Source organism: Cellulosimicrobium sp. NPDC057127, from assembly GCF_042670945.1.
Classification (GTDB): domain Bacteria; phylum Actinomycetota; class Actinomycetes; order Actinomycetales; family Cellulomonadaceae; genus Cellulosimicrobium.
The window spans coordinates 1-13,478 of record NZ_JBHUUP010000014.1 but is presented as its reverse complement, the minus strand read 5'-3'; the positions used below and the strand labels follow the sequence as shown (position 1 = coordinate 13,478).

Sequence of the window (13,478 nt, the reverse complement as noted above, 5' to 3'; positions counted from 1 at the left end):
GGGAACCGTGCGCCCCGACCTGGCCGAGATCCGCGAGCTGCTCGTCGCGGACCGCGAGCGCACGGCGGACGTCGTCGCGTCCCTCGGGCGGAGCTTCACGACGATCGTCGAGGCGACACGGGACACCGCGACCGACGACGAGCACGACCCGGAGGGGTCGACGATCGCGTTCGAGCGCTCCCAGACGTCCGCGCTGCTCGCCGCCGCGACGGAGCACCTGGCCGACGTGGACGCGGCGCTCGCGCGCATCGAGACCGGCGGCTACGGGCGGTGCGAGCGCTGCGGCGCACCGATCCCCCGCGAACGGCTGCTCGCGCGGCCGGCGGCGCGCACGTGCGTGGCGTGCGCGTCCCGCGGACGGCGCTGACGCGTCACCGCCGCCGCACGCGCATGCGGCCGGTGAGGTCGGCCAGCGCGGAGTACCGCGGCACCCAGCGGGCCAGCGCCCCGGTGGACGCCACCCCGAGCGCCGACGCCGCCCAGATCCCTGCCGCGAGCGAGCCGAGCGCCGTGCCCGCGGCGAGCACGAGCGGCCCCACGGCGTCGCCCGTGTCCTGGAACAGCCGCCACACGCTGAGGAACGTGGGGCGCACGTCGGCGGGCGCGACGTCGGCCCCGAGCGTCATCACGATCCCGGATCCCATCCCGTTGCCGACACCCAGCAGCGCGGCGACCACCGCGACGGCGGGCACCGTCTGGGCGAGGGGCAGCACGGCGAGCGCGGCGGCCATCGTCAGCATGGAGGGGATCGCCACCCACAGGCGGCCGAACCGGTCCATGACCTTGCCCGCCGGGTAGAACAGCAGCATGTCGAGCGCGCCGGCGACGCCGAAGAGCACCGACGTGACCTCGGCGTCGAGCCCGAGGTGCTCGCCCCAGAGTGGGATCACGGTCTGCCGCGCGCCGCGCACGGCCGCGATGAGCAGGATCGCCACGCCGAGCGTGCCGAAGAGCCGCCGGTGGGCGCGGGCGACGTCGACGATGCGCACGCGCGGACGCGCCGCCCCGCCCGCGGGCACCGCGCCCGCACCGGCGTGAGGGGCGTGCTCGCGCTCGGGCGGCACGACGGCGATGATCGCCACCGACAGCAGGGCGGCGCCGGCACCGAACCAGAAGGCGCCGCGCACCGACGTCGCCGCGATGACGGCCGCCCCGGCGAACGGGCCGAGGAACAGGCCGATCCGGTGCACTCCGGCGAGCGTGGACAGGACGCGGGCGCGTCGCAGCGGGGGCGTGATCTCGGTGAGGTACGCCTGGCGAGCGAGGTTGAACACCGCGGACGACGCGCCGAGGGCGAGCACACCGGCGGCGAGGCCCCACAGCCCGGTCGTGAGCGCGACCGTCGTGAACGCGGCGACGGCGACGGCGCCGGCCAGCAGCATCGCCGTGCGGTCGCCGAGCCGGGTGGCGAGCGAGCCCGCGGGGAGGTCGAAGAGGATCTTGCCGATCGGCACGAGCGCGGCGACGAGGCCGGCGACGGTCAGGCTCGCGCCCCGGTCCGTCGCGGTCACCGCCACGACGGGGAGCATCGCGCCCATCCCGGTCTCCAGGACGAGCGTCGGGACGAACGCGCCCAGGACGACGCTGCGGAGCGGGAAGAGCGGTGCGGCGTCCCGGGACCCGGCCGTCACCGGCCCGCCGCCGGCACGGGCTCGTCGGCGAGGAGCTCGAGGAGCCGGGGCGCCGCCGAGACGCCGTGGTCGCGGCGTCCGGTGACGGCGGAGACCACCCAGCTCGGCGCGCCGTCCTGCGGCAGCGCGACCGCGGCGAGGCGCGCCGCCTGCGGCTTGGCGGCCACGTGCTGCGGGACGAGCGCGACGCCGAGCCCGCGGTCGACGAGGTCGAGGAGCGTGTGCACGTCGTTCACGGTGAACCGCACGCGCCGGTGCGCACCGTGCGCGGCGCACGTCGCGTCGTTGACGGGCCGCGCGCCCCACGACGGGTCGAAGTCGACGAAGTCCTCCCCCACGAGGTCGGACCAGTCGAGGCGCCCACGCTGGGCGAGGCGGTGCTCGGGCGGGCACACGAGCACGAGCGGCTCGCTGCCGAGCACGGTGTGGGGCAGCGCCCCGAGCCCGTCCGTGGTCGCCACGAACGCGACGTCGAGGTCGCCGTCGCGCACGCGCGCGAGGAGCTCGTGCGACCCTGCCTGGACGAAGTGGATCTCGACGAGCGGGTGGCGCCGGTGGAACCGCTCGAGGAGGGCTGCGACGTCGACGACGCCGAGGCACTGCTCGGACCCGACGCGCAGCGAGCCCGACACCTGGTGGGTCGCCTGCACGACGGCGTCACGCGCCGCTGCCTGCTGCGCGAGCATCGCGCGGGCGTGCGGCAGCAGGGCGAGGCCGGCCTCCGTCGGCTCGACGCGGCGGGTGGTGCGCGTGAACAGGCTCGCGCCGAGCTCCTCCTCGAGGCCGCGGATCGCCGCCGACAGCCCCGACTGGGACACGCCGCTGAGGGCGGCGGCCCGCGTGAACTGCCGCGCGTCCGCGAGCGCGACGAGGTACTCCATCTGGCGCAGGTCCATTGATCACTCGCAGTTCTGGATCGCACAACCGTCAATCGTTGGACTTCTAGGTTAGCGCTTCCTAGGCTCGCGACGGCGACGGTGACCGCCGCGCCCGCCGACGCGAGAGGACTCTCCATGCAGCAGCGCACGATCGGACAGCAGCACGTCTCGGCGATCGGTCTCGGCGGCATGCCGATGTCGATCGAGGGCCGCCCCGACGAGGAGCGCTCCGTCGCGACGGTCCACGCCGCGCTCGACGCCGGCGTCACCCTGATCGACACCGCGGACGCCTACCACCTGCACGCCGACGAGGTCGGCCACAACGAGGCGCTGATCGCGCGGGCGCTGCGCTCGTACGGCGGCGACACCTCGGGCGTCCTCGTCGCCACCAAGGGCGGCCACCTGCGCCCGGGCGACGGGACGTGGACGAAGAACGGCGACCCGGCGTACCTCAAGCAGGCGGCGAAGGCCTCGGCCCAGCGGCTCGGCGTCGACGCGATCGGCCTCTACCAGTTCCACCGTCCCGACCCCGCGGTCCCCTACGCCGAGTCCGTGGGTGCGCTCGCCGAGCTCCTCGACGAGGGCGTCATCCGCATGGCGGGCATCTCGAACGCCGACGTCGCGCAGATCGACGAGGCGAACGAGGTGCTCGGCGGCCGTCTCGTGTCGGTGCAGAACCAGTTCTCGCCCCGGTTCCGCTCGAGCCTGGGCGAGCTCGAGCACTGCGCGTCGCTCGGCGTCGCGTTCCTGCCGTGGAGCCCCCTCGGCGGCATCGCGAACGCCTCCGAGCTCGGCTCGGCGCACGCGGCGTTCCAGGACGTCGCCGACGCGCACGGCGTGAGCGTCTACCAGGTGACGCTCGCGTGGGAGCTCGCCCTCGCACCGGTCGTGGTGCCGATCCCGGGCGCCTCGCGCCCGGCGAGCGTCCGCGACTCGGCCGGCGCGGCCGACCTCGAGCTCAGCGCCGAGGAGGTCGCGCGCCTCTCGGCCGCGTGACCCCGGGCAGCCCGCACCACGCCGGGGCGACGACCGTCGCCCCGGCCCGCGCCCGCGCGTCGGGCACCACCACCCGAGGAGGGGACCGGTGAAGACGTTCACGCTGACCGGCACGGACCTCGTGGTCCCGGAGGTCGTGCTCGGCCTCATGCGGATCCAGGACAAGACCGACGACGAGGTGCGCACCCTCGTGCGCACCGCCCGCGACGCGGGGATCACGTTCCTCGACCACGCCGACGTGTACGGCGACGACCTGCACGGCTGCGAGCGCCGCTTCGCCGAGGCGATGGACCTCTCCCCCGCCGAGCGGGACGAGTGGGTGATCCAGTCCAAGGCCGGCATCGTCCCCGAGGGGCCGTACTTCGACTTCTCGTACGAGCACCTCGTGGCGTCCGTGGACGCCTCGCTCGAGGCGCTGCGCACCGACCACCTCGACGTGCTGCTCCTGCACCGTCCCGACGCGCTCGTCGAGCCGGAGGAGGTGGCCCGCGCCTTCTCCGACCTGCACGCCGCGGGCAAGGTCCGGGCGTTCGGCGTCTCGAACCACACGCCCGGGCAGATCGACCTGCTGCGCCGCTACGTCGACCAGCCGATCGTCGCGAACCAGCTGCAGCTGTCGATCACGCACGCGCCGCTCGTCGCGCAGGGCGTCGCGTCGAACATGGCCGCCCTCGACCAGTCGGTGAGCCGCGACGTCGGCACGCTCGACCACTGCCGCCTGCACGACATCGCCGTGCAGGCGTGGTCGCCCTTCCAGGCAGGCTTCTTCACCGGGACGTTCCTCGGTTCGCCGGAGCACCCCGAGCTCAACGCGGTGATCGACCGGCTCGCGGACGCGTACGACGTGCCGGCGGTCGCGATCGCGACCGCGTGGATCACGCGGCTGCCCGGGCGGACCCAGGTGGTGCTCGGCACGACGACGCCCGAGCGCGTCGCGGGCGCGGCCCGCGGCTCGGACGTGTCGCTCACGCGCGCCGAGTGGTACGAGCTCTTCCGCGCCGCGGGCCACACCGTGCCCTGACGCGCGGTACCCGTCAGGCGGGCAGCCGCGTGATCCGGACGTGGACCTGCCGGGCGACCGCTCGAGGTAGCCGATCTCGACGGGCATCATCGCCTGGGCCTGCTGGAGCAGGGGCAGCGGGTCGTGCGGGACGACGAGCACGAGCGACCCGCCGGGCGGGGTCGAGCCGAGCGGGACCCGGACCTCGTCGTGTTCGACGGGTACGCCGAGCAGTACCGGTTCTCCCCGCACGAGGCCCGCGTCGGCGAGACCGTGCGGTTCTGGGTGCTCGACGCCGGACCGGACCGACCGAGCTCGTTCCACGTCGTCGGCGGCCAGTTCGACACGGTCTTCGCCGTGACGCGCGCCCTCCTCACCTCCCGGCCGGCAGCCGCACGGCGACCGTCGTCCCCGTCGGGCCGGGCTCGTCGTCGGTGCGCGACGTCACGGTGATCGCCCCGCCGTGCGCCGCCACGATCGCGTCGACGATCGCGAGGCCGAGGCCGGTCGAGCCGCCGGTGCGGTCGCGCGCGTCGTCGCCGCGCGCGAAGCGACGGAACAGCACCGGACGCAGCGCCGGGGCGATGCCCGGTCCCGCGTCCGCCACCTCGAGCACGACGGCGTCGTCCTCGGCATGCAGGCGCACGTCGACGCGGGTCCCCGCCGGGGTGTGGGTCCGGGCGTTGCCGAGCAGGTTCGCGAGCACCTGCCGCAGGCTCGCCTCGTCCCCGGTGACGACGAGGTCGACGCCGTCCGCGCCCTCGTCCGTACCGTCCCCGAAGCCGTGCTCGGTCCCCTCCGCGGGGCCCTCCGCGGGGCCGTCGTGCCCCGGTGCCGTGTCGCCGCCGGGGAGCTCGAGCCCCCAGTCGTGGTCCGGACCCGCCGCGTGGGCGTCGGTGATCGCGTCCACGGCGAGCACCGCGAGGTCGACCGGCTCGCGCTCGAGGGGCCGGCCGGCGTCGAGGCGCGCGAGCAGCAGCAGGTCCTCCACCAGCCCCGACATCCGCACGGCCTCGGACTCGATGCGCCCGAGCGCCCGCGCCGTGTCGGGCGGCACGACGTCGGGCGACCGGCGCACGAGCTCGGCGTAGCCGCGGATGGACGCGAGCGGGGTGCGCAGCTCGTGGCTCGCGTCGGCGACGAACCGGCGCACCTGCGTCTCGGACTCGTGGCGCGCGACGAGCGACGTCTCGACGTTCTCGAGCATGCGGTTGAGCGCCGCACCGACCTGGCCGACCTCGGTGCGCTCGTCCGTGAGGTCCGGCGGCACGCGCGGGATCGCGTCGATCTCCCCGCGCGCGAGCTCGAGCTCCGAGACCCGGCCGGCCGCGGTCGCGACGTCGTCGAGCGGGCGCAGCGAGCGCCGCACGAGCCACGTCCCGAGCGCCGCCGCCCCGAGGAGCCCCACGACGCCGAGCACCACCTCCACGACGACGTACCGCTGCACCGTGTCGTCGACCTCGGCCGTGCTCTGCGCGACGACGCCGAGGAGACCGTCCTCGCGCTCCGTGGCGACCGCGCGGTAGCCGCCGAGGCCCGGCACGTCGACGTCGCGGACCGCGCCGTCCACCGGCACGGCGGTGAGCGCCTCGACCTGGTCGTCGTCGAGCGCCGCGTAAGCCCCGGCCGACGTCACGTACCCCGCGAGCACGACGTCGTCCCCGTCCGCCCGCACGACCACGCTGCCCGGTCCGACGCCGAACGGGAACCGGGCGGGGTCGTCGAGACCCTGCGGGCCGTCGGCCCCGGCGGGGGCGTCCGGGCCCGTGGTCGCGGAGGGATCAGGGGCGTCCGACCCGGGCGGACGGTCGTCGGGCGGGGGCTGCTGCTCGCGGCGGGCGGCCTCGACGAGCGACTGGTCGAGCTCGGCGAGGAGCTGGCCCCGCAGCGCGAGCGCGGACGTCGCGGCGAGGGCGGTGATCACGAGCAGGAGCACGCCGACGACCACGACGACGAGGCGGCGTCGCAGCGCGGTCGGCCGACGCCCGGGCACGGCGGGCACGGCGGGGCGGTCAGCCACGGCCCGCCTCGCCGGCGTCGGCGCCCGGCTTGAGCACGTACCCGACGCCGCGCAGCGTGTGGATCATCGGCGCCCGGCCCTTGTCGATCTTGCGCCGCAGGTACGACACGTAGAGCTCGACGATGTTGGCCTGGCCGCCGAAGTCGTAGCTCCAGACGCGGTCGAGGATCTGCGCCTTCGACAGGACCCGGCGCGGGTTGCGCATGAGGAACCGCAGCAGCTCGAACTCCGTCGCGGTGAGCCGCACCTCCTCGCCCGCGCGGCGCACCTCGTGCGAGTCCTCGTCGAGCTCGAGGTCGCCGACGACGAGCACCGCGTCCGTCCGCGCCGCCGAGGCCCCGCCGCGGCGCAGCAGCCCGCGCAGGCGCGCGACGACCTCCTCGAGGCTGAACGGCTTCGTCACGTAGTCGTCGCCGCCCGCGGTCAGCCCGGCGACCCGGTCCTCGACGGCGTCGCGCGCGGTGAGGAAGAGGACGGGCACGTCGGCGTCGCGCTCGCGCAGCCGCCGCAGTACGGTCAGCCCGTCCATGTCGGGGAGCATGACGTCGAGCACCACGACGTCGGGCCCCGTCTCCCGCGCGGTGCGCAGGGCGCTGCGCCCGTCGAGCGCCGTCGAGACGTCCCACCCCTCGTACCGCAGCGCGGAGGTCAGGAGCTCGGCGAGGTTGGGCTCGTCGTCGACCACCAGCACGCGCACGGGCGAGCCGTCGGCACGGGTGAGCAGCGGGCGCTCGGGAGGCGGGGCGGGCAGCGGGGCGGGGGCCATGCGTCCCAGCGTGACGCGACGGGGAGGGCCGCGCCTGTGGTGACCCTGTGCGCCCGCTGTGCCCGTCCCGCCGCGACGTGCTGCCCGCGCCGGACGCCGTGCCGTCCGGTCAGCGGGCGAGGAGCGCGCGCAGCTCGGCAGCCACCGTGCCGGGCGACTCCTCGGCCATGAAGTGGCCGACAGCGAGGGTGCGGTGCACGAGGTCGGTCGCCCACGCGCCCCACAGCGCCTGCGCGTCGTAGCCGAGCCGTGCGCCCCAGTCCTGCTGGATCACGAGCGTCGGCATGTCGAGCGTCCGTCCCTGCGCCCGGTCGGCGCGGTCGTGCTCGAGGTCGATCCCCGCCGACGCGCGGTAGTCCGCGACGATCGACGGCACCGCCTCGCGCGACGCCCGCAGGTACTCGGCGCGCACGTCCGGCACGATCGCGTCCGGGCGGCCGGTCCAGCCGTCGAGGAACGACGCGAAGAACGTGTCCGCGGTCGCGGCGATCATCGCCTCGGGCAGGCCCGCGGGCTGCGCCATGAGGTAGAGGTGCCAGGCGACCTGGGCGTCCGCGCCGTGCAGGACGTCCCACATGTCGAGGGTGGGCAGCACGTCGAGCGTCGCGAGGTGCGTGACGGCGTCCGCGTGGTCCAGCGCGGTGCGGAACGCGACGAGCGCGCCGCGGTCGTGGCCGGCGAGCGCGAAGCGCTCGAACCCGAGCGCGCGGGCGAGCGCGACGACGTCGGCGCCCATCGTGCGCTTGGCGTACGTCTCGGGCCCGGTCGCGGGGGGCTTGTCGCTCGCGCCGTAGCCGCGCAGGTCCGGGCAGATCACGGTGCGGTCGCGCGCGAGGTCGGCGGCGACGTGGCGCCACATGAGGTGCGTCTGCGGGAAGCCGTGCAGCAGCACGAGCGGCTCGCCCTGCCCGCCGACCGCGGCGTGGAGCGAGACGCCGTCGGCGACGGGCACCCGTCGCGTGGTGAAGCCGGGGATCTCGAGGGTCATGGGTTCTTCCTTCCGTGGGGACGGCTCCAGCCTCGACCGTCCGGATCAGCGATCGATCAGTGACCGGCCTAGGCTGACGACGTGCAGGGGGACGGGCGGGACGACGGCGGAGCGCCCGCGGTCCGCGTCCACGTCCTCGGTCCCACCGCGGCCTGGTCCGCCGACGGCACCCGGGTCGACCTGCGCGGCCCGCGCCACCGCGAGCTCCTGGCGCGGCTGGTCGCCGCGCGAGGGCGCAGCGTCTCCGTCGCGACGCTCGTCGACGACCTGTGGGACGGCGCGCCGCCGCCGCGGGCCGTGGGTACGGTCCGCACGTTCGTCGCGGACCTCCGCGCCGCGCTCGAGCCGGGCCGCGCGCCACGGTCGCCGGCGCGCGTCCTCGTGACCGAGGGCACCGGGTACGCGCTCCACCTCCCCGACGACGCCGTCGACGCGTGGCGGGCCGAGGCGGCGGTGCGGGACGTGACCCACGCGCCCGCCGAGCAGGTCGTCCGCACGCTCGGGCCCCTCGTCGCGGACTGGCCCGACGACGCCTACCCGGACCAGGCCCACCGCCCGTGGGCGGCCGCGGAGCGTGTGCGTCTCGGCGCCGTGCGCGCCGGCGCGGTGGAACGGCTCGTCGGGGCGCTGACGGACACCGGGAGGGCGGACGAGGCGGTGGCGCTCGCCGCGCCGCACACCGGGGCGCACCCGTGGCGGGAGGAGGGCTGGCGGCTGCTCGCCCTGTCCCTCTACCGCGCGGGCCGCCAGGCCGAGGCGCTCGAGGCGCTGCGACGCGCCCGCGCCGCGCTGCGCGGCGAGCTCGGCCTCGACCCCTCCCCCGCGCTCGCCGCGCTCGAGACGGACCTGCTGCGCCACGACCCGCGGGTCGCCGCACCGGACGACGCCTTCCGGCGCGTCGCGCAGGACTCGGTGCGCGCTCTCGGCCCCGGTTCGCAGGCGCGGCTCGAGACGACCGTCAGCATGCTCGGCCGCCTCGCGGTGTTCGCCCCCGCGCCGTCCGCACCGCACGAGGACCTCCTCGCCGTGGCACGGGCGGCCGAGGCGCACGGCGACGCGAGTGTGACCGCCCGGGTCCTCGGCGCCTACGACGTGCCGAGCGTGTGGCCGCGCAGCGACGACCCCGAGCGCTCCCGGCTGCTCGCCGACGTGGCCCTGCGCACGCTCGAGGCGATCCCCGGTTCCGCTCCCGCCGCCGCCCGCGCCCGGCTGCACGCGCTCGTCGGCGTGGAGACGCGCGGGCAGCACGGTGCGCTGGGCCGCGGGCACGCCGAGGCGGCCGTGCGCACCGCCCGGGAGCTGCAGGACCCCGCGCTCCTGTGCTCGGCCCTCGGAGCCCTCGCCCTGCACGTGTGCGACCGTCCCGGGCTCGCCGCGGAGCGCAACCGGATCGGCGCCGAGATCGTCGACGTCGCACGCCGCCACGACCTCCCCTCGGCCGAGGTGCAGGGACTGCTGCTCCGCCTCCAGGCCTCGGGAGCCCTCGGCCGTCCCGACGACGGCGACGCGCTCGCCGACGAGCTGGAGGCGGTCTCCGCGCGGCACGAGCGGCCGCGCGCCCCGGTCCTGGTGGCCGGGTACCGCGCGATGCGTGCGACGCAGGCCGGGGCGCCCGACGCCGCCGAACGTCTCGCGCGCGCCGCGCACGCGATCGAGGACGCCGGCATGCCCGGGGTCGCGGACGGCTTGCTCCCGCTCGCGCTGCTGGGCCTGGACCTCGTCCGCGACGACGCGCGGCCGCTCCCCGAGGACGGCTGGGGCCCGTACGCCCCGTGGGTGCGCCCCCTCGTGCTCGCTCGCTCCGGAGATCGCGACGGCGCGGTCACCGCCCTGGGCGCGCTCGTCGCACCGCCTCCCGGACTGCTCCTCGAGGCGCTGTGGTGCGTCGTCGCGCAGGCCGCGCTCGAGACCGGCCACCAGCCGTCCCTCGACCGCGCCCGGAAGGCGCTCGGCCCCGCGCGCGACGAGGTCGCCGGCGCGGGGAGCGGGCTCCTGACGTACGGCCCGGTCGCGGCATGGCTCGACCGGCTCGGGGACTGACCGGCTCGACGTCTGACCGGCCCGACGTCCGGCGGAGCCTCGTGCGCCGGCCCCCCGTGCACCACGAGGAAGACGTGCACGAGGAAGCCGGTGACGGTGCGCGACCCAGGACACATCCCCGCCATGTCACTCCCCCCGCCGGGCGTCGGTGGCACCGGGCCGCGCGGCGAAGATCGCGAGGAGCTCGTCGACGTCGCGCTCTCGGGTCTGCGGGTGCCGGAAGGGGCGGTGCTCGAGCACCGTGTAGTGCGTGCGACGGCCGACGCGCTCGCGCCGCAGGTACCCGGCATCCTCGAGGTCGCGCAGGATCGACAGGGCAGCTCGCTCGCTGATGCCGACGGTGGCTGCGACGTCCGCCACGCGTACGTCCGGCTCGCCCGCCACCGCGAGCAGGACGTGCGCGTGGTTCGTGAGGAAGGTCCAGGCGGGGGGTACCGATCGCGACGTCATCGTGTCCTCGCTCTCGCACGGCGGCGCAGCAACGGCTCGAGCCGCGCGGTCTCCTCGTCGGTGGCGAGCCGGAACGGCGGGTCCTGCGGCGCGGGCAGGGACCGCCGGCCCTGCCCCCGCGTGGCGACGAGGCTCGCGACGACCGACGTCGCGAGGATCGTCGCGACCACGGCCAGGGACAGCGCGGTCGGCACGTAGTACAGGTCGATCTTGACGAGCATCTTCAGCCCCACCCAGACGAGCACGAGCGCCAGGCCGATCTTGAGGTAGACGAAGCGGTGGATCAGGTCGGCGAGCAGGAAGTACATCGCGCGCAGCCCGAGCAGCGCGAACGCGTTGGCGGTGAAGACCAGGAACGGCTCGTCCGTCACCGCGAAGATCGCCGGGATGGAGTCGACCGCGAACACGAGGTCCGTCACCTCGACGAGCACGAGCACCGCGAGCAGCGGCGTGGCGAGCACGACGCCACGGCTGCGCACGAGCAGGCGCTGGCCGTGGAAGGCGTCGGTCATGGGCACGTAGCGGCGGAAGAGGCGCAGCGCACGGGACCGCTCGGGGTCGAGGTGCTCGTCGCGCTGCCGCAGCATCCGGTACCCCGTGAACAGGAGGAACGCGGCGAAGACGTACAGGATCCAGCTGAAGCGCTCGATGAGCACGGCCCCGGCGGCGATGAACCCTCCGCGCAGCACGAGCGCGCCGAGGACGCCGAGGAACAGCACCCGGTGCTGGTACTGCCGGGGCACGGCGAAGTAGCTGAAGATGATCGCCCACACGAAGACGTTGTCGACGGCGAGCGACTTCTCGATGAGATAGCCGGCGAAGTAGGCCTGGCCCGCGGTGGCGCCGTAGACCTGCCAGACCACGACGCCGAACGTCACGCCGATCGCGATCCACGCCGCCGACCACGCCGCCGCCTCGCGCACGCCGATGACGTGCGCGCGCCGGTGGGCGACCAGGTCGACCAGCAGCATGGCCACGATGGCGCCGATCGACGCCGTCCAGACTCCCAGGGTGACGTCCATGAGCGAACCTCCGTCGGTGGTGCCGACCGAAGGTCTCTCCCGGCCCGCCGGCCCGACGCGCCGGGCCGTTGCCGAACCGCCGGACTGACGACGCGTCGCCGAGGGATACTCCCCTTCGCGTGGACCAAGCATGAAGAGAACTTCAGGTGTCTGTCAACCGGACGACGGCGACAGCTCGCCGTGGGCACCTGCGCCCAGGCACCGCACCTGGCGCCCCGCACCTCGTACGGCCGGCTCGCGTACGCCCTGCCGCGAACGGCCGGCCCGGGCAGACCGTCTGCGCCGTCCGACCCGCGGACGACTTCGGGACCCGTCACCCGGCTCCGGGGCTCGACGACTCCGCGCCGCTCGACGAGGGGACGACGCGGCCGACCGCGCGGCGCCGGGAGGCGCTGCCGCAGCCGTGGCGGCCGGGTGCGGGTCGGCACGGGTTGGACTTTGTAGATAACAGTTTGGTTACACTGGCGCGTCCTGCACACCGATCTTCGGAGCGCACCATGTCCCACGGCCGCCACCGCGCCGTGCTCACCGCCCCTGCGCGCTCGCTGCGCCTCCCGGCCCTCGCGCTGGTCACGCTGCTCGGAGCCGGCGCGCTCGGCTCCGGTCCGCAGCCGACGGCCGACGGCGTCGAGCCCGTCGCGTCGAGCGCGTCGCCGTCCGCCGAGCGCAGCAGCTCCGCCGCCAGCCGCTCGACCGAGCGCGAGGCGCTGAGCCCCGAGCGCGACGCACCCCCCGCGCCGACGCCCATGCCGACCCCCACCGTCGTCCCGGCCCCGGAACCCGCCGCCCAGCCCGCCGTCGAGCCCGCGCCCGAGCCGGTCCCCGCCGTCACGGGTCAGCTCTGGACGACTGCCGCCGTCAACGTGCGGACCGGGCCCTCGGTCGACGCCGCCCAGGTGACCACCGCGGCCGCCGCGACGGTCGTCGACGTGACCGGCGCCACGCAGGACGGCTGGAGCCAGGTCGTCTGGGAGGGCGCCGCCGCCTGGGTGAGCTCCCGCTACCTCTCCGAGACCGAGCCGGCGCCCGCCCCGGTCTCGGCGCCCGCGTCGGCGTCCGCGTCCGCGTCGGCGGGTGCCGCCGGGACGTCGAGCGCCGCGTGCGGCGTCAGCTCCGGCATCGAGTCAGGGCTGCAGAGCAACGCGATCGCCGTCTACCGATCGGTGTGCGCGGCGTTCCCCCAGGTCTCCTCCTACGGCGGCCTGCGCCCCGGCGACGGTGGCGACCACGGCACGGGCCGCGCGGTCGACGTCATGGTCTCCGGCGAGACCGGCTGGGACATCGCCCGCTACCTGCAGGCCAACGCCGGCTCCCTCGGGATCAGCTACATCATCTACGAGCAGCAGATCTGGATGGCCGGCGATCCCGCCGGCGCGTGGGCAGGCATGGAGGACCGCGGCGGAGCGACCGCGAACCACTTCGACCACGTGCACGTCAGCACGAGCTAGCCTGCCCCGGTCCTCCGGACCGCGAGGCGTACGTCACAGCGCGGTCCCGCGCGACGAAGGGCCCGGCCGACCGGCCGGGCCCTTCGCACGTCCTGGCTCGACGGCCCGGGAACGCTGTACGACGAAAAGCGGCGAGGGGGGGCCGACGGCGGGGGTGCCCCCTCCCCCGCCCGGGGGGGGGGGGGGGCGCGCCCCCCAGGCCCCCAGCAAGGCCATGACGTGCGGGACCCCCCGCCCCA

At 75.8% G+C, this 13,478-nt stretch carries 12 protein-coding genes; 5 read left to right on the top strand and 7 right to left on the bottom strand.

Annotated elements, in window-relative coordinates; translation table 11 throughout:
* The first annotated feature begins 7 nt into the window (after positions 1 to 7).
* Entirely contained in the window at positions 8 to 367 is a 360-nt protein-coding gene (locus tag ACFTZA_RS13705; protein WP_378195740.1) for a TraR/DksA family transcriptional regulator, read from the top strand.
* A gap of 4 nt (positions 368 to 371) precedes the next feature.
* Here ACFTZA_RS13705 and ACFTZA_RS13700 read toward each other — a convergent pair whose 3' ends face one another.
* Positions 372 to 1,631 carry an MFS transporter gene (locus ACFTZA_RS13700; protein ID WP_378195738.1) on the bottom strand — a complete coding sequence of 420 codons (1,260 nt, stop codon included), beginning with the start codon at positions 1,629 to 1,631 and terminating at the stop codon, positions 372 to 374.
* The gene (locus ACFTZA_RS13695) at positions 1,628 to 2,527 is read right to left on the bottom strand and encodes a LysR family transcriptional regulator (protein WP_378195735.1); all 900 of its coding nucleotides are present in this window, start codon (positions 2,525 to 2,527) and stop codon (positions 1,628 to 1,630) included. Before ACFTZA_RS13695 ends, ACFTZA_RS13700 begins: the two co-directional genes overlap by 4 nt.
* Positions 2,528 to 2,644: 117 nt before the next feature.
* Here ACFTZA_RS13695 and ACFTZA_RS13690 point away from each other — a divergent pair, with 117 nt between their 5' ends.
* Both ACFTZA_RS13690 and ACFTZA_RS13685 read left to right on the top strand, forming a co-directional pair.
* On the top strand, positions 2,645 to 3,505 hold the full coding sequence (locus tag ACFTZA_RS13690; protein ID WP_378195732.1) for an aldo/keto reductase: 861 nt from the start codon (positions 2,645 to 2,647) through the stop codon (positions 3,503 to 3,505).
* An 88-nt stretch (positions 3,506 to 3,593) separates the two neighbouring features.
* Positions 3,594 to 4,526 carry an aldo/keto reductase family oxidoreductase gene (locus ACFTZA_RS13685; protein WP_378195729.1) on the top strand — a complete coding sequence of 311 codons (933 nt, stop codon included), beginning with the start codon at positions 3,594 to 3,596 and terminating at the stop codon, positions 4,524 to 4,526.
* Positions 4,527 to 4,878: 352 nt separating this feature from the next.
* Here the strand turns inward: ACFTZA_RS13685 and ACFTZA_RS13680 are convergent, their stop codons facing one another.
* The 3 genes from ACFTZA_RS13680 to ACFTZA_RS13670 form a co-directional block, all read right to left on the bottom strand.
* Positions 4,879 to 6,525 (bottom strand): sensor histidine kinase, encoded by a 1,647-nt coding sequence (locus ACFTZA_RS13680; RefSeq protein ID WP_378195727.1) that lies wholly within the window; start codon positions 6,523 to 6,525, stop codon positions 4,879 to 4,881.
* Complete coding sequence (locus ACFTZA_RS13675; protein WP_378195724.1) at positions 6,518 to 7,291, bottom strand: response regulator transcription factor; 774 nt, start codon at positions 7,289 to 7,291, stop codon at positions 6,518 to 6,520. The genes ACFTZA_RS13680 and ACFTZA_RS13675 overlap by 8 nt, the downstream gene beginning before the upstream one ends.
* Positions 7,292 to 7,400: 109 nt before the next feature.
* Positions 7,401 to 8,279, bottom strand: coding sequence for an alpha/beta fold hydrolase (locus ACFTZA_RS13670; RefSeq protein ID WP_378195720.1), 879 nt, complete (start codon positions 8,277 to 8,279; stop codon positions 7,401 to 7,403).
* An 81-nt stretch (positions 8,280 to 8,360) separates the two neighbouring features.
* On the opposite strand from ACFTZA_RS13670, the gene ACFTZA_RS13665 reads away from it, so the two are divergent.
* Positions 8,361 to 10,319 carry a BTAD domain-containing putative transcriptional regulator gene (locus ACFTZA_RS13665; RefSeq protein ID WP_378195717.1) on the top strand — a complete coding sequence of 653 codons (1,959 nt, stop codon included), beginning with the start codon at positions 8,361 to 8,363 and terminating at the stop codon, positions 10,317 to 10,319.
* A gap of 126 nt (positions 10,320 to 10,445) precedes the next feature.
* On the opposite strand, the gene ACFTZA_RS13660 is transcribed toward ACFTZA_RS13665, so the two are convergent.
* Together ACFTZA_RS13660 and ACFTZA_RS13655 are read right to left on the bottom strand one after the other, a co-directional pair.
* A complete protein-coding gene (locus tag ACFTZA_RS13660) occupies positions 10,446 to 10,769 on the bottom strand; it encodes a helix-turn-helix transcriptional regulator (protein WP_378195715.1) in 324 nt (107 codons plus the stop codon).
* Complete coding sequence (locus ACFTZA_RS13655) at positions 10,766 to 11,791, bottom strand: TerC family protein (RefSeq protein ID WP_378195712.1); 1,026 nt, start codon at positions 11,789 to 11,791, stop codon at positions 10,766 to 10,768. Before ACFTZA_RS13655 ends, ACFTZA_RS13660 begins: the two co-directional genes overlap by 4 nt.
* 497 nt (positions 11,792 to 12,288) lie before the next feature.
* On the opposite strand from ACFTZA_RS13655, the gene ACFTZA_RS13650 reads away from it, so the two are divergent.
* Positions 12,289 to 13,239, top strand: coding sequence for an SH3 domain-containing protein (locus tag ACFTZA_RS13650; protein ID WP_378195709.1), 951 nt, complete (start codon positions 12,289 to 12,291; stop codon positions 13,237 to 13,239).
* The last annotated feature ends 239 nt before the right edge of the window (positions 13,240 to 13,478 follow it).

Bases quoted from the DNA above. Each gene is read 5' to 3' on its own strand.
- ACFTZA_RS13695 (WP_378195735.1), bottom strand. From the start codon at position 2,527: ATGGACCTGCGCCAGATGGAGTACCTCGTCGCGCTCGCGGACGCGCGG.
- ACFTZA_RS13690 (WP_378195732.1), top strand. From the start codon at position 2,645: ATGCAGCAGCGCACGATCGGACAGCAGCACGTCTCGGCGATCGGTCTC.
- ACFTZA_RS13675 (WP_378195724.1), bottom strand. From the start codon at position 7,291: ATGGCCCCCGCCCCGCTGCCCGCCCCGCCTCCCGAGCGCCCGCTGCTC.
- ACFTZA_RS13670 (WP_378195720.1), bottom strand. From the start codon at position 8,279: ATGACCCTCGAGATCCCCGGCTTCACCACGCGACGGGTGCCCGTCGCC.
- ACFTZA_RS13660 (WP_378195715.1), bottom strand. From the start codon at position 10,769: ATGACGTCGCGATCGGTACCCCCCGCCTGGACCTTCCTCACGAACCAC.
- ACFTZA_RS13655 (WP_378195712.1), bottom strand. From the start codon at position 11,791: ATGGACGTCACCCTGGGAGTCTGGACGGCGTCGATCGGCGCCATCGTG.
- ACFTZA_RS13650 (WP_378195709.1), top strand. From the start codon at position 12,289: ATGTCCCACGGCCGCCACCGCGCCGTGCTCACCGCCCCTGCGCGCTCG.